Origin of the sequence: Nonomuraea jabiensis (assembly GCF_014204795.1) — a bacterium.
GTDB lineage: Bacteria > Actinomycetota > Actinomycetes > Streptosporangiales > Streptosporangiaceae > Nonomuraea > Nonomuraea jabiensis.
The window spans coordinates 12,898,303-12,915,976 of the sequence record NZ_JACHMB010000001.1; the positions used below are offsets into that span (position 1 = coordinate 12,898,303).

The window sequence follows — 17,674 nt, forward strand, 5'->3', positions numbered from 1 at the left end:
CCGCCCGGCCCCCGGCAGAACGGCCGTCCCGCTCATCTGACGCCGGCCGCCCGGCCCCGGCGGAACGACCGTCGCGGTCATCCGAACGGACCTGGCACTCTAGGAGGCGTGACAGACCGGACCCGGGAGGACACCACACGCAGGCTCGAGCGGGCCATGGGCTCGCTCGGCACGGCGGCGATGGCGCGCATGGAGGACCAGCTGCCGTGGTTCCGCGCGCTCAGCGCCGAGGACCGGTCGTGGGTGGGGCTCGTGGCCCAGGCCGGCATCGCCGCGTTCGTCGAGTGGTTCTCGATCGCCGGCGAGGATCCCCCCACCCCCAGCATCGAGTTCTTCGGCACGGCTCCGCGCGAGCTCAAGCGGTCCATCTCGCTGCAGCAGACCGTCGACATCGTCAGGATCGTGGTCGAGGTGGTCGAGGCGCAGGCCCACGAGCTGGCCGCGCCCGGCGGCGAGGACCAGCTCCAGCAGGCCATGCTCCGCTACACCCGCGACGTGGCCTTCGCCGCCGCCCACGTCTACGCCCGCGAGGCCGAGGCCAGGGGCTCGTGGGACGCCCGGCTCGAGGCCCTGATCGTGGACGCCCTCGTCCGCGGCGAGGTCGACGACGGCCTGCACTCCTGGGCGGCCGCGCTCGGCTGGACCTCCTCCCCCGTGGTCGTCATCGCCGGCCACGCCCCCGACGACGACCCCCGCGCGGTCATCGACGGGCTGCGGGAGAAGGGCCGCCGCATCGGCATGGACCTGCTGGCCGGCGTGCAGGCCGACCGGCTGATCGTCATCGTGGGCGGCGCCGAGAGCGTCAACGACGCGGCCAAGCAGGTCGTGCACCGCTTCGGGATGGGCCCCATCGTCATCGGCCCCGAGGTCCCCGACCTGCACGCCGCGGCCAGGTCCGCCAGGGCGGCGCTGGCCGGGCTGAAGGCGTCGTCCGGCTGGCCCGACGCGCCCCGGCCGGTGCACGCCGAGGACCTGCTGGCCGAGCGGGCGCTCGACGGCGACGACGACGCCCGGCAGCAGCTCATCGAGAACGTCTACCTGCCGCTCGCGGGCACCCCCCTGCTCGACACCCTCGCCACCTACCTGGAGCAGGGCACCTCGCTGGAGGCGACGGCGCGGCTGCTGTTCGTCCACCCCAACACCGTCCGCTACCGCCTGAAGAAGATCACGGAGCTGACCGGCTACCAGCCCACGGAGGGCAGGTCCGCTTTCACGCTCCAAGTCGGCCTGATCCTCGGCCGGTTGGCGGAGAGTGCCGAAATGTGGCGTGCCCTAACGTAATGCCACCGAAATCCCCACTGTAGGCTTCCTACAAAACCCCCCGGACGAAGTTCGTGCGGATCATTATCCGCGTGTCGGAGTTCTACAGGGCAAGGTGGGTTTTGTGCTTGTACTCGTCGCTCCGGGCCAAGGTGCCCAAACGCCAGGCTTCCTTTCACCCTGGCTCGAGCTCCCTGGTGTGGCCGACAGACTCGGCGCCTGGTCCGAGGTCGTCCAGCTCGATCTGATCGCCTACGGCACCACCGCCGACGCCGACGAGATCCGTGACACCGCCGTCGCCCAGCCGCTGCTCGTGGCCGCCGCGCTGGCCTCCGCCGAGGTGCTCGGCGTGCGGCCGGACGTGCTCGCGGGCCACAGCGTGGGCGAGTTCGCCGCCGCCGCGCTGGCCGGGGTGCTCACCCCCGAGCAGGCGCTCACCCTGATCCGCGAGCGCGCCCGGGCCATGGCCAAGGCCGCCGCGGTCACCGAGACCGGCATGACCGCCGTGCTCGGCGGCGCCGAGGAGGACGTGCTGGCCGCCCTCGACAAGCACGGCCTGACCCCCGCCAACATCAACGGCGCCGGCCAGATCGTCGCGGGCGGCACGCTGGAGCAGCTGGCCGCGCTCAAGGAAGACCCGCCCACCCGCGCCCGCCTCATCCCGCTGAAGGTGGCCGGCGCCTTCCACACCCGCCACATGGCCCCCGCCGTGGAGAGCCTGCGCGAGGCCGCCTCCGGCGTGACCCCCGCCGACCCCGCCGTCACGCTCCTGTCCAACTCCGACGGCCAGGCGGTCGCCTCCGGCGCCGAGTTCGTGGACCGGCTGGTCAAGCAGATCAGCAGCCCCGTCAGGTGGGGCGCCTGCATGGAGACCATGGCCGGGCTCGGCGTCACGGAGATGATCGAGCTGCTGCCCGGCGGCACGCTCACCGGTCTGGCCAAGCGCGGCCTGTCCGGGGTGCGGACGGTGGCGCTGAAGACCCCCGACGACCTCGACGCGGCCAGGGAGCTGACCAAGTGAAGATTCCCGACGTCGCCCCTGGCGGCAGGATCCTGGGCCTCGGCCACTACCAGCCGGCCAACATCGTCACCAACGACGACCTGGCCAAGAACATGGACACCAACGACGAGTGGATCCAGTCCAGGGTCGGCATCAAGGAGCGCCGCGTCGCTCCCGACAGCGAGTCCCTCGAGGACATGGCCACCATCGCCGGCGGCAAGGCGCTGGCCGCGAGCGGCCTGTCGCCCGAAGAGGTCGACCTGGTCATCGTGGCCACCTGCACGCTCGAGACCCAGATCCCCAACGCCAGCGCCGTCGTGGCCCACCGCCTGGGCATCAAGGCGCCGGGCGCGTTCGACGTCAACGCCGCCTGCGCCGGGTTCTGCTACGCCCTCGCCACCGCGAGCGCCGCCGTGCGCGGAGGTGCGGCCCGCCACGTGCTGGTCATCGGCGCGGAGAAGCTGTCGCAGTGGGTCGACTGGACCGACAGGTCCACCGCCGTGATCTTCGCCGACGGTGCGGGCGCCGCGGTGGTGGGTCCCTCCGAGACCCCCGGCATCGGCCCCGTGGTGTGGGGCAGCGCCGGCGACAAGTCCGAGGCGATCGCCATCAAGGACCGCGACAACTTCCTCCGCCAGGAGGGCCAGACGGTGTTCCGCTGGGCCACCACCACGCTCCACCCGGTGGCGCTGGAGGCCTGCGAGCGCGCGGGCGTGGACCCGTCGGAGCTGGCGGCGTTCGTGCCCCACCAGGCCAACCTGCGCATCATCGAGGCCATCGCCCGCAAGCTGGGCGCCGACCAGGCCGTGATCGCCCGCGACATCGTCCACGCCGGCAACACCTCGGCCGCCTCGATCCCGCTGGCGCTCTCGCGCATGCTGGAGCGCGGCGAGGTCCGCTCCGGCGGCCTCGCGCTGCTGCTCGGCTTCGGCGCGGGCCTGACCTACGCCGGTCAAGTGGTCGAGATCCCTTAGCCTCCCCCCGCACCTCATCCAGAGCTTGTACGGCACAGCCGTGCAGAACCCAGAAATCAGAAGGAGAACCAGCGACATGGCTGCCACCGAGCAGGAGATTCTTGACGGCCTCGGCAAGATCATCAACGAGATCACCGGCATCCCGGCCTCGGACGTGACCCCCGAGAAGAGCTTCGTCGACGACCTCGACATCGACTCCCTGTCCATGGTCGAGATCGCCGTGGCCGCCCAGGACGAGTTCGGCGTCGAGATCCCCGACGACCAGCTCAAGAACCTGAAGACGGTCAAGGACGTCCTCAGCTTCATCCAGGGCTGACAGAGAAAACCAAACTGACTAGCAAGGAGCGCGAAACGTGAGTGCGAACCGGGTACGTGTCGTCGTCACCGGGCTTGGCGCGACGACGCCCGTCGGTGGAGACGTCACCTCGACCTGGACGGCGCTCCTCGCCGGTCAGTCGGGTGTCGAGGCCCTCACCACGGACTGGATCGACACCGTCCCCGTGAAGTTCGCGGGGACGGCCGCGGTGGACCCCACCGAGGTGCTGCCGCGGCCGGAGGCCCGCCGTCTCGACCGCAGCGAGCAGTTCGCGATGGTCGCCGCCCGGGAGGCCTGGCAGGACGCCGGCGCCCCCGAGGTCGCGCCGGAGCGGCTGGGCGTCGTGGTCTCCAGCGGCATCGGCGGCATCAACACCACGCTGAGCGCCTACGACACCTACCGCGAGCGCGGCTGGAACCGGCTGTCGCCGTTCACCGTGCCGATGCTCATGCCCAACGGGCCGGCCGCCTGGATCGGCCTCGACCTGGGCGCCCAGGCCGGGGTGCACGCCACCGTGTCGGCGTGCGCGTCCGGCGCGGAGGCGATCGGCCACGCGATGGACATGATCAGGGTGGGCCGCGCCGACGTGGTCGTGGCCGGCGGCACCGAGGCCGCCATCCACGGGCTCAACATGGCGGCCTTCGCCGCCGCGCGGGCCATGTCCACCCGCAACGACGACCCGCAGGGCGCGTCCCGGCCGTGGGACCGCGACCGCGACGGGTTCGTGCTCGGTGAGGGCGCCGGCATCGTGGTGCTGGAGTCCGAGGAGCACGCCAAGGCGCGTGGCGCGCGCATCTACGCCTACTGCGCCGGGGTCGGCTACTCCGCCGACGCCCACCACATCACGCAGCCCGAGCCCGAGGGCCGGGGCATCATCATGGCGATGACCCAGGCGCTCAACGACGCCGGCCTGACCGGGCTCGACATCAAGCACGTCAACGCACATGCCACCTCCACCCCTGCCGGCGACGTCGGCGAGGTGCAGGCCGTGGCCAAGGCCATCGGCACCCACCCGCTCGTGACCTCGACCAAGTCGATGACCGGTCACCTGCTCGGCGGGGCCGGCGGCATCGAGTCCGTCTTCACCATCAAGGCGCTGCAGGAGCGGATCGTCCCCGCGACCATCAACCTCGACAACCTCGACGACGGCATCGAGGTCGACCTGGTCTACGGGAAGAACCGCCAGCTGCCCGAAGGAGACGTCGCCGCGGTCAACAACTCGTTCGGATTCGGGGGCCACAACGTGGCCGTCGTGTTTAAGGGGGCATAAATGACCGTGCTGGACAACGGGGTGGCGGCTGACGGCACCGATCAGGAGCCTGCCGATCCCCGCGATCCAGTCGTCCGCCTGACCGCGCTGCTCGACGAGGGCTCGCTGCGGCAGATCACCTCCGAAGACAAGAGCGGCGTGCTGGCCGCCATGGGCCGCGTCGAGGGTGTTCCCGTCGTCGCCTTCTGCAGTGACGCCCGCTTCCAGGGCGGCGCGATGGGCAGCGAGGGTTGCGAGCACATCGTGCACGCCTACGACGTGGCCGTCCGTGAACGGGTGCCGATCATCGGGATCTGGCACTCCGGCGGTGCGCGACTCGCCGAAGGCGTCGAGTCGCTGCACGCCGTCGGGCGGGTCTTCGCCGCCATGACCAAGGCGTCCGGCGTGGTGCCGCAGATCTCCGTGGTCGTCGGCCCCGCCGCCGGCGGCGCCGCGTACGGTCCCGCGCTGACCGACCTCGTCATCCTGGCCGAGTCCGGCCGCATCTTCGTCACGGGCCCCGACGTGGTCCGCAGCGTCACCGGCGAGAGCGTCGACGCCGCGGCCCTGGGCGGCCCGGAGCCGCACAGCAAGCGCAGCGGCGTCGTGCACGTCGTCGCCGGGTCCGAGACCGACGCGTACGTCAAGGCGCGCCAGCTCGCCACGCTCCTCGGCCACCAGGGCCGGGTGCGCACGGGAGAAATCGAGGAAGTGGACTTCTCCACGCTGCTGCCCGACTCGGCCAGGCGCGCCTACGACGTCAAGCCGCTGGTCAACGGCCTGCTCGACGAGCCTGGCATCGAGCTGCACCCCAAGTGGGCGCCGAACATCGTCACATCGCTCGGCCGCCTCGGTGGCCGGACGGTCGGTGTGATCGCCAACAACCCGCTGCGGCTCGGCGGCTGCCTCGACGCCACGTCCGCCGAGAAAGCCGCCCGCTTCGTACGTATGTGTGACGCTTTCGGAGTGCCGTTGGTTGTCCTCGTGGACGTTCCCGGCTACCTGCCCGGGGTCGGGCAGGAGCACGACGGGGTCGTGCGGCGGGGGGCCAAGCTGCTGCACGCCTTCGCCGAGGCGTCGGTGCCGCGGGTCACGCTGGTGACGCGGAAGGCGTACGGGGGCGCGTACATCGCCATGAACTCCCGCGCGCTGGGTGCCACCAAGGTGTTCGCCTGGCCGACCACCGAGGTGGCGGTCATGGGGCCGGTGGCGGCCGTACGCATCCTCAAGCGGCGCGAGCTGGCCGCGGCGCCGGAGGAGGAGCGGGCCGAGCTGGAGCAGCGGCTGGCCGCCGAGCACGAGAAGCTGGCCGGCGGGCTCGACCGGGCTCGGGAGCTGGGGGTCATCGACGAGGTGATCAAGCCTGAGGAGACGCGCGGCGCCATCGCCAAGCTCCTCGCCCAGGCCACGCCCGCCCGCGGCGCCCACGGCAACATCCCGCTGTAGCTCTGCTGACGATCGGCCCCGCACCGGCACCGGTGCGGGGCCTTGTTCATGCTTCCCAAGAGGCCCCGCACCGGCATGGGTGCGGGGCCTCTTGGGCGCGGCGTTTCGCCCGTGGCGGGGGCAGGGTCAGACGGCGGCGTGGAGCCAGCGGACGGGCGCACCGTCGCCCGCGTACCGGAACGGCTCCAGCTCCTCGTCCCAGGGCCGGCCGAGCATCTTGTCCAGCTCGTCCTCCAGCACGCACCGCCCCTGGGCGGCCATCATCATCGCCGCCCGGAGCCGTTCCTCGGGGATCATGATGTCGCCCGCCGCGCCGATGACCGCGGTGAAGGCACCGAGCGTCGGCGTGTAGGCGTGGCGGGACCCGTCCACTCCCGGCGACGCGTCCTCGGTGATCTCGAACCTGAGGCGCTGCCAGCCCATGAGCGAGGAGGCGATGGCCGCGGCGATGCCGGCGCGGCCCTCCCACTCCGCCTGGGCCCGCACGACGTTGGGCGCGGCAGGTTGCGGAGTCCACGTCAGATCAACGGGCACGCCAAGGACACCCGCGACTGCCCATTCGATATGAGGGCACAGCGCGGGCTGAGCCGAGTGGACGTAAAGGACGCCACGAGCAGACACCGGACCTCCCGTTTCGGTACGAGGTGCGCCTTCCCCAACGGCCTCGCCCCGGGATGATCACAAGTGACTAGGGAGAGACTACCGTCGGTCGCTATCCGGCACCAGAGGGGGGCCATACCAAGTTGGTGCGGGAGTGGCATGTGACAGTTGGACCAGCGGGGAAACATACCGCCTCATGGAAATTCAATCTGTCGGCGCGTCGCTCATCCGGCCTGGTCAGGTGCTGGCCGACCGCGCGGCGCTGCCGGCCGTCTCACGCTGGACCCAGGCGGTCTCGGAGGCGGACGGCGTCTGCGTGATCCACCTGTCGCCCGGCGCCGACCCCTGCGAGATCACCGCCGAACTCCGCGAGCGGGGCCTGCGGGCGTCGCCGAACCACGTGTTCCGCGGCCAGCCCCTGTTCTTCGGTGGTCCCGCGTCCAGACCCTTCCCCACCCCGCCCATCGCCCACAAGCCGGGGCGGTCCCGCTCGGGCGTGGTGGTGGGGCTGCTCGACACCGGCATCGCCAAGCACCCGTGGTGGTCCGGCAGCGACTGGTACGGCCAGACCGCCCCCGAGTGCGCCGACGCGACGGAGGGCTCGCAGGCGGGGCACGGCACGTTCATCGCGGGCCTGCTGACCCGGCGGGCCCCGGGCGCGGAGCTGAGCGTGCACCGGGTGCTCGACGGCGACGGCATCGGCGACGAGGCGACCGTCGTACGCGCGCTCCACCGCCTGCGCGAGCGCCCTCCGCAGGTGCTCAACCTCTCCTTCGGCGGCCACACCTACGACGACCGCCCGCCACCGCTGCTGAGCGACGCCATCGCCGCGCTGCCCGACACGGTGACCGTGGCCTGCGCCGGCAACACGGGGTCCGACCGGCCGTTCTGGCCCGCCGCGCTGCCCTCCGTGGTGGGCGTGGCCGCCGTGGACGCCGACGAGGAGGAGCGCGCCCCCTACTCCGGCTACGGCATCTGGGTGGACGCCTGCGCCCGCGGCGACTGGCTGACCAGCAGTTTCCTGGACGGCGGCGACTTCGCGGGATACGCGGCGTGGAGCGGCACGTCGTTCGCCACCGCCCTGGTGGCGGGGGCCGTCGCGGACGGGGCCAAGAGCGAGCCGGCCAAGGAGGTCGCCAGACGGCTCTTCGAGTCTGAGCAGGCCCGGCAAATTCCCGATCTGGGAGTTCTGATCCCGGCGAGTCTGTAGAGTTTACGCTCAGTCCTCAGCCAATCACGGGGAGGCATGATCGCCTGCTCGTGCCGGACGGAAGGAGGCCGCGATGCGCGATCCAGCGGAGCTGCTCGCAGCGGCGGCCGAGGGCGACCGGACGGCCTGGGACGAGCTGGAGTCCAGGTTCGGGCCGCGCATGTGGGCGGTGGCCCGCGCGTGCGGCCTGAGCCCCTCCGACGCGGCGGACGCGGTCCAGGGCTCCTGGTTGCGCCTGCTGCAGCACCTGCCGAGCATCAGGGATCCCGCCGGTGTGGGAGCCTGGCTCGTGACGACCGCGCGCCGCGAAGCCCTCCTGCTGCTGCGCAAGGATCGTCCCGGGGTCTCCTCCTTCGAGGTCGCCGAAGACCCCGACCCCGAGTCCGCCGTCCTGGAGGCCGACGGCCGGCGCCTGCTCTGGAAGACGGTCTCCGACCTGCACGAGCCCTGCCGCTCACTCCTCCAGCTGGTCGCCGTCGACTTCGGCAACCAGCAGATGGCGGCACGGCTCGGACTGCCCGTGGGCAGCATCGGTCCGACCAAGGCCCGATGCCTGGAAAAACTGCGCACTCTGATCTCGATACAGGAGACAGCGCAATGATCAACGACGAGTATTTCCTGGCGGCCCTCCGGTTGGCCGCCGGGAACGACCCGATCCCCGGCCACGTGTCCGCTGCCGCGCGCGACGCCTACCGGCTCCGCGTCCCCGGGGCGGTGACGGCCGACCCCACCGACCTCGGCGCCGCCGGCGGCGTACGCGATGACGAAGGCTGCCATCTGGTGCGCTTCGTCGTGGCGGGCCTCACCTTCGACCTGGAGATAACGATCGGCGACGGGCTCATCGACGTGGCGGGACACGTCGCCCCGTACCCGGGGGAGGGCGCGCTCATCGATGTGCGCACCCCCCATCTGACGCTCACCCGGCGGATCGCCGGCTCCGGCGACTTCGCCGCCACCGGCCTGCCGCCGGGCTGGCTGAGCGTGGTCTGCCACCGCCCCGGCCACAAGCCCGTCCAGACGCGGTGGGTGCGCATCCGGCCCTGACGCGACCCTGATCCTCTTGTCGACCAGCCGAGAGAGCCCATCGCCTCTCTCGGCCGTTCCGTTCCAAGGCACCGAGTTTCCCTCCCAAGGCACCCATATGAGCGCTACATCAGAGCGACCCGACGACCGAGATCCACTCGTCGTGGCGGCCGAGGCCGCTGTCATGCGCTCCCTGGTCGATCCCGACCACGCCCTTCACGCCGCCCGTACCGTGCTCTCCTCCGCCCGCCGCGCCGGCGACCCCGAGGCCGAGGCCGTCGCGCACCGGGCCATCGCGCTGGCCGCCCGCGAGCTCGGCGATCTGCGCAGCGCCGAGCACCACCTCCGCGAGGCCATCGCCACCCCGGGCGCCCCGCCGGAGCGCGTCGCCCAGGCCCGGCTCTCCCTCGTCACCGTACGCACCGAACTCGGCCACCCCATCCAGGCCCTGCGCGTGGCCGCCCTGGCCTGGGCCCACCTCTCGCCGCTCGACCGCGCCAAGCTCGACACCCAGCGCGCGGTCGCCCTGGCCCGCCTCGGCCGCCACCAGGAGGCCATCGCCTCCTGCGACCGCGCGCTGCGGGCTCTCGTGACCGCTCCCGGCACCATCGACGACCGCAGGTTCCTGGCGGGCGGGCTGCTCAACCGCGGCCTCGTCCACTCCTACCGCGGTGACTGGGACGCCGCCATGCGCGACCTCACCGCCTGCCTGGAGATCTCCCGGCACTCGGGGCTGCGGCACCTGGCTCGCCTGTCCGCCGCGAACCTGCCCTTCCTCGCGGTACGGCGGGGCGACATCGCGGGGGCGTTCAAGCTCTACCGCGAGGCCGAGGACACCCTGTTCGGCTTCCCCGAGCGGCTGGCCACGATGCGGGCGGACTTCGCCGGCGCCCTGCTGGCCGCCCACCTGCCGGGCGAGGCCAGGGCCATGCTGAGCCTGGCCGTACCCGATCTGGAGGCGTCGGGGGCGCACGTGGCGCTGGCCGAGGCCCGGCTCAAGCTGGCCCAGGTGGAGCTGCTGACCGGCGACCCGCGCCGGGCGCTGGAGGTGGCCGAGCAGGCGGCCGGCGAGCTGGCCGCGCAGGACCGGACGTCGTGGCTGCCGCTGGCCAGGGAGGTCGTCCTGCGGGCCCGGCTGGCGCTCGAACCCGTCACGCCCGCCCTCGTCACCGACCTGGTCGAGTGCGCGGACGAGCTGGAGGACTGCCTGGCGCACCTGGCGGGCGCCGCCGCGCTGCGGCTGGTGGCGGCCGAGGCGGCGCTGGCCGTGGACGACCATCCGACGGCCTCGGCGCAGCTGGCCCTGCTCACCGAGCACGCCGAACGCGAGGAGCCGTTCCCCCCGATCGGCACCCGGCTCATCCCGCCGGATTCCGAGTCCGCCCGCGAGGCGCAGATCCCGGTGCCGGTGCGGCAGCACGCGCTCGCCCTGGAGGCGTCGCTGCAGGAGGACGCCACGGGGGCCTTCCGGGCGGTCCGGGTGGGGCTGTCGGAGGTGAGCGAGCAGGTGGAGACGTTCGACGATCCCTCGCTGCGCGCCCACGCGGCCAGGGCCGGGGAGCGGCTGGCGGGGTTCGGGCTGGGGCTGGCGGTGCGGGGCGGGTCCGCCGGGGAGGTGTTCGAGTTCGCGGAGCGGTGGCGGGCGGTGGCCGCGCCCTCGCACGCGTGCTCGCCGGTGGATCCCGAACGGGTGCGGGCGGAGCTGGGGTTCGGGGCGCTGGTGGAGTTCGTCGCGGACGAGGACGCGCTGCTGGCCGTACTCGTCAGCGGGGAACGGGTGTCGCTGCGGCGGGTGGGCGACGTCGGGCAGGTCAAGGAGGCGATCGTCCGGCTCCGTTACGCGCTGCGCCGCCAGTGCTCCGGGACGCCGCGTCCTCGCTGCGACCTGGAGAGCGTCGAGGTGGCGGCCCGGGAGGTCGAAGGGCTGCTGCTGCGCCCGCTCCTCGCCGAACTGGGAGACGGACCGCTGGTGGTGGTGCCCGTGGACGCCCTGCACACGCTGCCGTGGGGCGCGCTGCCGTGCCTGCGCGAACGCCCGGTCAACGTGGTCGCCAGCGCGGCCGGCTGGGTGCGGGCCCGGGAGCTCGCCCGCGCCCGCCGCAGCGGCCCGCCGGCGGTGGTGGCCGCGGCCGGGCCCGCCCTGGCGCACGCGCACGCCGAGGTGCGCAACGTGCTCGCCTGCCACCCGGACGGGCGCGAGGCGCCGGGGCGCACCGGGCCGGTGCTGGAGGCCCTGGCGGCGGCCGACGTCCTGCACCTGGCCGCGCACGGGGTCTTCCACGCGCGCAGCCCGCTGGTGTCCGGGATCACGTTGGAGGACGGCTCGCTGATGGCCTACGACCTGCTGGACATCCCGCGGTCGCCGGGGCTGGTGGTGCTGTCGGCGTGCAACTCGGGGATGTCGCGCACGCCGGTGGAGGGGGCGCCGCTGGGCCTGCCCGGGACGTTCCTGGCCAAGGGGTCCGCGTGCGTGGTGGCGGGGCTGGTGCCGGTGCGGGACGAGGGGGCTCGGGCGCTCATGAGCTTGTTCCACGAGCTGCTGGTGGCGGGCCAGCCCCCGGACGCGGCCCTGGCCTCCGCCGCCGCCAAGACCGGCGAAACCGGCTTCGTGTGCTTCGGCGCGGGCGATCGTCCGCTGTATTAGGGCCTGGTGGTACGGGGGCCGCATGGCTGCTCAGCCCGGCCCTCAGCACCGACGCGGGCCGGGGCGGCGATGCCCCCGCACGCCGGCTCGCTCGGCCTGGCGCGACCGGTCGGCCTCGCGGGGTCCGGAGCCGATCGGGCGCGAGCCACCGGCTCAGCGACGGCCGGCTACTGCGAGGTGCCTCGCCATCGTCGCGCGGGTAAGTGGCAGCGTCCGGGCCGTCTTGCCGCCGTCGCACAGGCGAGTGGCAGCGTCCGGGCCGCCTCGCCGTCGGAGCCAGCGCCTCGCCGAGCACCCCGCCCCCGCCTGCCCTGCCGCAGCCGGAGCCCGGCCGAGCCACCCGGCCGCCGAAGCCACCGCCCGCCGGAGCCGACTGCTGGAGTCGCCCGCTCGACGGAGCCGTTCGTCCGGTGGGCGGACGGTGCCCGGGGTGAGCGGCTGGCCGGGGGCGGCGGTCAGGCGGTGGCGATCGGGCGGGAGGGGTCGGCCACCCAGTTGGACCAGGAGCCGACGTACAGCGCGGCGGGCAGGCCGGCCACCTCCAGGGCCAGCACCTCGTGCGCCGCCGTCACCCCGGAGCCGCAGTAAGCCCCCGCCTGAACCCCCTCCCGGACCCCCAGCCCGGTGAAGCGCTCCCGGAGGGCGGCGGGCGGGAGGAAGCGGCCGTCGGGCCCGATGTTCTCCGTCGTGGGCGCGCTGACGGCCCCGGGAACGTGCCCGGCCACCGGATCGACCGGCTCCACCTCGCCCCGGTAGCGTTCGCCGGCTCTGGCGTCGAGCAGCACGCCCTCGGTGGCCAGCGCCCCCGCCTCGTCGGCGGTCAACGCCGGCATCCCGCCGGGCCGCGCGGTGAAGTCGCCGGACCCCGCGAGGTCGGGTGCGTCCTTCGTGGTGGGCAGCCCGGCCTCGGTCCACGCGGGCAGCCCGCCGTCGAGGACGCGGACGTCCTGGTGGCCGAAGTAGCGCAGCGCCCACCACGCCCTGGCCGCGACCGTGGACCCGGCGTCGTCGTAGACCACCACGGGGCGGCCGTCCGACACGCCGAGCCGCCGCATCGCGCTCTGGAAGGCGCCCGCCTCGGGCAGCGGATGCCGCCCGCCCGCGCCGGGCGGGGCCGCGAGATCCTGGTCGAGGTCGCAGTAGACGGCGCCGGGGATGTGCCCCTCGCGGTAGAACTCCACCCCGGGCGGCCCGCCGAGGCGCCAGCGGACGTCGAGCACCGTCACGTCATCGAGCGCGGCGAGCTCGGCCGGTGTGATCAGCGGGCTGGTCAAGGCGTACCCCCAGAGAATTCGTCGCCGGAACTCGTCACAGTATCCCCGGCCAGGTCACGTGCGTGCCTGCAGGAGCGGCACGTGCTGCTCGGCCGCCGTCATCGAGCCGTGGTAGCCGGTGAACATGGCCTCGACCCTGTGGCGGGAAGGCGCGATGATCGCCAGGTCGGTGTACGGCACGGCCACGACGTCGCCGATGCGCCCCAGCCACGCCTCCCGCACCCGGGGGCCGAACCAGCCCGACTCCACCGCCTCCCGCCTGGAGACCACCCAGGCCTTCCCGCGCAGGGTCTCGCGCCAGGCCTCCAGCACGTCCTGTCCGGCTCCGGGCTCGGCGTAGACGTGCCTGGCCCTGGCCTCGCCGCCGAGCAGCGCCACGCCCTGCGTCAGCTCGGGCACGCTCTCGGCGTCGATCTTCTCGGTGGCGTTGACCATGCCGTGGTCGGCGGTCACGTAGAGGGCGGAGCCGGGGGGCAGGCCCGCCACGAGCCGCTGGGCCATGTCGTCGACGATGGCGAGCTGCCGCAGCCACTCCTGGCTGCCCCACCCCGTCATGTGCCCGGCGGCGTCGAGATCGCCGTAATAGACGGTGACGTGCGCCGCCCCTTGGCGCATCGACTCGTGTACGCGGGCCACGCGGTCGTCCACGGTGTCGGCGGCCACGTAGCGTACGCCCCGGTAGACGGCCTTCGTCAGGCCGGTGCCCTCGAACTCGGCGGGGCCCACATAGACCGCGTCGAGCCCGGCCCGGGTGGCGCGCTGGTAGACGGTCGGGGCGGGCTGCCAGAGCTCGGGATCCATGGTGAGGCCGTCGGGCAGGGTCCACCGCAGGCAGTTGAACAGGTGGCCGGTGCCGGGGACGGCCAGCGTCAGGCCGAGCATGCCGTGCTCGCCCGGGGTCAGGCCGGTGCCCAGGGAGCAGAGGCTGGTGACGGTCGTGGCCGGGAATCCGGCGGTGAGCGTCCGGCCCGCCAGGCCGGACAGGAACGGGGCGGTCTCGGCGTGCGCCTTCAGCGACTCGGCGCCCAGGCCGTCGACCAGGAACAGGCACACGCGATCGGCCGGCTCCAGGACGAGCGGCGGCCCCGCGCCGGACGAGGTCGCCGTGTCCGGGTCGGGTGCGCGTACGCCCAGTGCCGCCAGCAACGCGTCGGGCAGGTCCGCGAGTGACCCGCCGCCGTACCCCGGCACCAGCATGTCGTTCATCCTATGCCTCGGCGGAGCGCTCCCTCAGGAGACGCGGGCGGTGGCCTCGGACAGGGCCTTGGCGAAGGCGAGGACGTGGGTGACCGCTTCCGGGCCGTCGGCCGCCTCGCTGACCCGGAGGGACAGGTCGTCGGCCGTGATCGCGCCCGTGTAGCCGTGGTCGGCCTCGCAGTTTTCGTCGCCGCAGGTGGCCGGCTCCAGGTCGACGTGGGAGATGGCACCCCAGCCGATCGTGAGCGTCACCTCCGTGGGCGGCACGCCGGGGGCGTAGGAGGCGGGGTCGGGCACCACGCGCGTGACGGCGACCGACTGGACGCGGCTCAGGCGCACGGCCTCGGTGGTGGTGGAGGCGTGGGACGTCGAGACGCCCTCCACCGCGGGGTGCTCGTCGGTGTGGCAGACCAGCAGCCGCGTCGCCGACAGCACCAGCACCGTGACGTGCCTGCGCACCTCCATGGCGGGATCGAAAGTGGCCTCATGATGGACCACGAAGGCGGTCACCGCCTCCTTGCCCAGCGCGGATTCGACCGCATCGGTGACGAGGTCGGGATAGTAGCCGCTGCGCTCGATCGCTTCACGCAGGCCCGCGGCTGAGACTCGGGTTTCCCTCATGGGTCCATCCTGCCAGGGCGAGGCTGTGTGCTCACCCGCCGGATATAACGCTCTATAACGTCTTTTATCCAGGCATCAAGGGGCGCTTCGGTTCACCCCATTCGCTCCTCTCGGCCGCCCTTCGCTGAGAGCTGATCAGGACAGCCGCCGGGGGCCTCCGTCGAGGCGCGGGCCGGCCGGGGTGCGGAGGGTGGCGCGGGCGCCGAGGACGATGACCCCCGACTCTCCGACGAGCACCTGGTCCAGGTCCAGCCGGGCCACCTCCGGCAGGTCGTTGGCCAGGCGGCCGACGCGTACCAGGAGGTCCTCCAGGGCGTCCACGGCCACGGGAGGGTAGCCGTACTCGCCGAAGAGCAGCGGGGCCGCGCGGACGGAACGCACGAGCCCGGCGGCGTCCTCGTGGGTCAGCGGGGCCAGGCGGAAGCCCTGGTCGAGGAGGAGGCGCGCGGTCACCTCGCCGAGCCCGAACGAGACGAAGGGGCCGAACGCGGGGTCCTCGACGACGCCCACGACGGTCGGGACGGCCGGCTGCGGCGCCATGCGCTGGACCGCCAGCTCGACGCGTTCGCCCAGCTGGTCGGCGAACTCGGCGTAGGCGTGGCGGACCATCTCGGGCCCGGTCAGGCCGAGCCGCACGGTGCCCGCGCGCCGCGAGGCGCCGGGGTCGGCCACCTTGAGCACCACCGGCCAGCCGAGCCGCTCGGCCGCCTTGACCGCCTCGTCCGGCGAGCGCACCACTTCGGCGGACCAGACGGCGAGGCCGTAGCAGGACAGGAGCTCGGCGGCGTCCACCTCGACCGGCGGCCCCGGCTGCGCGAACGCCTCCGGCGGCGCGGCGGGGCCCTCCCCCTCGTCCGGAGCGCCGGTCGTGGTGAGGGCCGCCTGGACGAGAGCCTTGGCGCGGACGGTGTCGATGCCGTCGAGCTCCGGCAGCGGCACCGCCGGATGGGCGAACCACTTCGCGTAGCGGACCACGTGGGCCAGCGCCCGCACGGCCTCCTCGGGCGCCGCGTACGAGGGGATCGAGCCGCGCGAGGGCGCCGTCCCGCACCCCGGCGGGCCGGTCTCGACGCGCAGGGCCGGGTGCATGCCCAGATGCCCCTGGAACGTCGCCAGCACCGGCTTGCCGGAGTCCTTCGAGACCCGCAGCAGCTCGGCCGCCACCGCGTCCGTGTCGCCGGGGATGGGCGGCATGTAGATCACGACGGCGGCGTCCACGTCGGGCGAGGCCAGCTCGCCGGCGAGGGCCGCGCCGAACTCCGAGGCGCCGGCGGCGGCGCCCAGGTTGACCGGCGAGCGGGGTTCGAGGCCGGCGGCGAGGCAGGCGTCGGCGGCCAGGAGGCCGAGCGCGTCGGAGTTGGTCACGAGCGCGACCCGCGGCCCGGCCGGCAGCGGCTGGTAGGCCAGCAGCTGGCCCACGTCGAACAGCTGGATGAGGTCGTCGACCCTGATCAGCCCCGCCTGCTCGAACAGCGAGCTGATCGCCGAGTCGGGCAGCCGCAGCTCCTCCGCCGAGTGCCCGGCGGGGGTGCCGCCGCTCTTGACCACCACGACCGGCTTCCTGCGGGCGATGCGCCTGGCCAGCCGGGTGAACTTGCGCGGATTGCCGAGCGACTCCAGGTAGAGCAGGATCACCTCGGTCGAGTCGTCCTCCTCCCAGTACTGCAGGAGGTCGTTGCCGGAGACGTCGGCCCGGTTGCCCGCGGAGACGAACGTCGAGATGCCCATGCCGCGCTGGGCCACCCGCTGGAGCAGCGCCGTGCCGAGCGCGCCCGACTGGCTGAAGAACCCCACCTTGCCCCGGCACGGCAGGGTGGCGGCGAGGGTCGCGTTGAGCTGGACGGCGGGGTCGGTGTTGGCGATGCCGAGGCAGTTGGGGCCCACGACGCGCAGCCCGTACGAGCGCGCGAGGCGCGCCAGCTCGTCCTGCCTGGCCTTGCCCTCCGGGCCCGTCTCCCCGAACCCCGAGGAGACCACCACCAGCCCGTGCACGCCCTTCTCCGCGCACTCCTTGACCACGTCGATCACGCCGGAGGCGGGCACGGCCACCACGGCCAGGTCGACGTCGCCGTCGATGGCCCCCACGCTCGGGTAGGCCCGCACGCCCGCCACGGCCCGCACCTCCCGGTGCACCGGGTAGACGGGGCCGGTGAAGTCGGCGCCCAGCAGGTTGCGCAGGACGGTCTGGCCGACCCCGCCGGGCTCGCGGGAGGCGCCGATGACGGCGACCGAGCCGGGGGCGAGCAGCCGGGCGATGGAGCGGGACTCGGCGCGGTGCTCGCGGGCGAGCGTCACCTCCGTCGAGGTCTCGGTGGGGGTGAGGTCGAGCGTCATGCGTACGACGCCGTCCTCGAACTGGCTCTGGGCCGTGTAACCGGCCTGGCGCAGCAGGCCCGTCATGCGCATGTTGGCGGGCAGGACGTCGGCGACGAAGCGTTCGATGCCGTTCTCGCGGGCCGTGGCGGCCAGGTGCTCCAGGAGCACGGAGGCCACTCCCCTGCCCTGGTGGGCATCCTCGACGAGGAAGGCGATCTCGGCCTCACCGGGACCGGTGCGGTCGTAGCGGATGACGGCGACCATCTCGGCGCCGATGGTGGCGATCAGCGCGACCCGGTTGACGTAGTCGACGTTGGTGAACCGCTCGACCTCCCGGTCGGACAGCCGGGGCCTCGGTCCGAAAAACCGGAAATAGATCGACTCGTCTGACAGCCGCGAGTAGAAAGAGCGGAGGCGATCGGCGTCGGCGGGCTTGATCGGGCGGACGTGCGCGGTGCCTCCGTCGGCCAGAACGACGTCGGCCTCCCAGTGGGCCGGATAGTGTGCCTCCACAGTGTCGAGCGTAAACCCGCATTCCATATGC

The 17,674-nt window shown here is 73.3% G+C and carries 15 protein-coding genes; 10 read left to right on the plus strand and 5 right to left on the minus strand.

Going from position 1 to position 17,674, the window contains the following annotated elements:
- Nucleotides 1-156 precede the first annotated feature (156 nt).
- The 6 genes from HD596_RS58825 (at nucleotide 157) to HD596_RS58850 (ending at nucleotide 6,245) form a co-directional block, all read left to right on the plus strand.
- Nucleotides 157-1,281 carry a PucR family transcriptional regulator gene (locus tag HD596_RS58825; RefSeq protein WP_185079430.1) on the plus strand — a complete coding sequence of 375 codons (1,125 nt, stop codon included), beginning with the start codon at nucleotides 157-159 and terminating at the stop codon, nucleotides 1,279-1,281.
- Between the two features lie 103 nt (nucleotides 1,282-1,384).
- Nucleotides 1,385-2,281 (plus strand): ACP S-malonyltransferase, encoded by an 897-nt coding sequence (locus HD596_RS58830; protein ID WP_185077982.1) that lies wholly within the window; start codon nucleotides 1,385-1,387, stop codon nucleotides 2,279-2,281.
- Complete coding sequence (locus tag HD596_RS58835) at nucleotides 2,278-3,234, plus strand: beta-ketoacyl-ACP synthase III (RefSeq protein WP_185077983.1); 957 nt, start codon at nucleotides 2,278-2,280, stop codon at nucleotides 3,232-3,234. The genes HD596_RS58830 and HD596_RS58835 overlap by 4 nt, the downstream gene beginning before the upstream one ends.
- Before the next feature lie 76 nt (nucleotides 3,235-3,310).
- Nucleotides 3,311-3,550 (plus strand): acyl carrier protein, encoded by a 240-nt coding sequence (locus HD596_RS58840; RefSeq protein WP_185077984.1) that lies wholly within the window; start codon nucleotides 3,311-3,313, stop codon nucleotides 3,548-3,550.
- A gap of 37 nt (nucleotides 3,551-3,587) precedes the next feature.
- On the plus strand, nucleotides 3,588-4,820 hold the full coding sequence (gene fabF, locus HD596_RS58845; RefSeq protein ID WP_185077985.1) for a beta-ketoacyl-ACP synthase II: 1,233 nt from the start codon (nucleotides 3,588-3,590) through the stop codon (nucleotides 4,818-4,820).
- A complete protein-coding gene (locus HD596_RS58850) occupies nucleotides 4,821-6,245 on the plus strand; it encodes an acyl-CoA carboxylase subunit beta (protein WP_185077986.1) in 1,425 nt (474 codons plus the stop codon).
- Nucleotides 6,246-6,371: 126 nt separating this feature from the next.
- Here HD596_RS58850 and HD596_RS58855 read toward each other — a convergent pair whose 3' ends face one another.
- Nucleotides 6,372-6,866, minus strand: coding sequence for a DUF3145 domain-containing protein (locus HD596_RS58855; RefSeq protein WP_185077987.1), 495 nt, complete (start codon nucleotides 6,864-6,866; stop codon nucleotides 6,372-6,374).
- Nucleotides 6,867-7,041: 175 nt separating this feature from the next.
- Between HD596_RS58855 and HD596_RS58860 the strand changes: the two genes are divergently transcribed.
- The 4 genes from HD596_RS58860 (at nucleotide 7,042) to HD596_RS58875 (ending at nucleotide 11,722) form a co-directional block, all read left to right on the plus strand.
- Entirely contained in the window at nucleotides 7,042-8,055 is a 1,014-nt protein-coding gene (locus tag HD596_RS58860; RefSeq protein ID WP_185077988.1) for a S8 family peptidase, read from the plus strand.
- Nucleotides 8,056-8,128: 73 nt separating this feature from the next.
- Nucleotides 8,129-8,656 carry an RNA polymerase sigma factor gene (locus HD596_RS58865; protein WP_185077989.1) on the plus strand — a complete coding sequence of 176 codons (528 nt, stop codon included), beginning with the start codon at nucleotides 8,129-8,131 and terminating at the stop codon, nucleotides 8,654-8,656.
- Nucleotides 8,653-9,099, plus strand: a complete 447-nt coding sequence (locus HD596_RS58870; RefSeq protein WP_185077990.1) for a hypothetical protein — start codon at nucleotides 8,653-8,655, stop codon at nucleotides 9,097-9,099. Before HD596_RS58865 ends, HD596_RS58870 begins: the two co-directional genes overlap by 4 nt.
- Nucleotides 9,100-9,196: 97 nt before the next feature.
- Entirely contained in the window at nucleotides 9,197-11,722 is a 2,526-nt protein-coding gene (locus HD596_RS58875) for a CHAT domain-containing protein (protein WP_185077991.1), read from the plus strand.
- A 455-nt stretch (nucleotides 11,723-12,177) separates the two neighbouring features.
- On the opposite strand, the gene HD596_RS58880 is transcribed toward HD596_RS58875, so the two are convergent.
- From HD596_RS58880 to HD596_RS58895, 4 genes are all read right to left on the minus strand, one after another.
- Nucleotides 12,178-12,996: a sulfurtransferase gene (locus tag HD596_RS58880; RefSeq protein WP_185077992.1), complete on the minus strand. Its 819-nt coding sequence runs from the start codon at nucleotides 12,994-12,996 to the stop codon at nucleotides 12,178-12,180.
- 54 nt (nucleotides 12,997-13,050) lie between these two features.
- The gene (locus tag HD596_RS58885; RefSeq protein WP_313047489.1) at nucleotides 13,051-14,193 is read right to left on the minus strand and encodes an alkaline phosphatase family protein; all 1,143 of its coding nucleotides are present in this window, start codon (nucleotides 14,191-14,193) and stop codon (nucleotides 13,051-13,053) included.
- A gap of 33 nt (nucleotides 14,194-14,226) precedes the next feature.
- On the minus strand, nucleotides 14,227-14,814 hold the full coding sequence (locus HD596_RS58890; RefSeq protein WP_185077994.1) for a DUF5998 family protein: 588 nt from the start codon (nucleotides 14,812-14,814) through the stop codon (nucleotides 14,227-14,229).
- A 135-nt stretch (nucleotides 14,815-14,949) separates the two neighbouring features.
- Entirely contained in the window at nucleotides 14,950-17,670 is a 2,721-nt protein-coding gene (locus HD596_RS58895) for a bifunctional acetate--CoA ligase family protein/GNAT family N-acetyltransferase (RefSeq protein ID WP_185077995.1), read from the minus strand.
- Nucleotides 17,671-17,674: the final 4 nt, after the last annotated feature.

Coding starts and splice junctions, on each gene's coding strand:
- HD596_RS58825 (WP_185079430.1), top strand. CDS start 157: ATGGGCTCGCTCGGCACGGCGGCGATGGCGCGCATGGAGGACCAGCTG.
- HD596_RS58840 (WP_185077984.1), top strand. CDS start 3,311: ATGGCTGCCACCGAGCAGGAGATTCTTGACGGCCTCGGCAAGATCATC.
- HD596_RS58850 (WP_185077986.1), top strand. CDS start 4,821: ATGACCGTGCTGGACAACGGGGTGGCGGCTGACGGCACCGATCAGGAG.
- HD596_RS58860 (WP_185077988.1), top strand. CDS start 7,042: ATGGAAATTCAATCTGTCGGCGCGTCGCTCATCCGGCCTGGTCAGGTG.
- HD596_RS58865 (WP_185077989.1), top strand. CDS start 8,129: ATGCGCGATCCAGCGGAGCTGCTCGCAGCGGCGGCCGAGGGCGACCGG.
- HD596_RS58870 (WP_185077990.1), top strand. CDS start 8,653: ATGATCAACGACGAGTATTTCCTGGCGGCCCTCCGGTTGGCCGCCGGG.
- HD596_RS58875 (WP_185077991.1), top strand. CDS start 9,197: ATGAGCGCTACATCAGAGCGACCCGACGACCGAGATCCACTCGTCGTG.
- HD596_RS58885 (WP_313047489.1), bottom strand. CDS start 14,193: ATGCTGGTGCCGGGGTACGGCGGCGGGTCACTCGCGGACCTGCCCGAC.
- HD596_RS58890 (WP_185077994.1), bottom strand. CDS start 14,814: ATGAGGGAAACCCGAGTCTCAGCCGCGGGCCTGCGTGAAGCGATCGAG.
- HD596_RS58895 (WP_185077995.1), bottom strand. CDS start 17,670: ATGGAATGCGGGTTTACGCTCGACACTGTGGAGGCACACTATCCGGCC.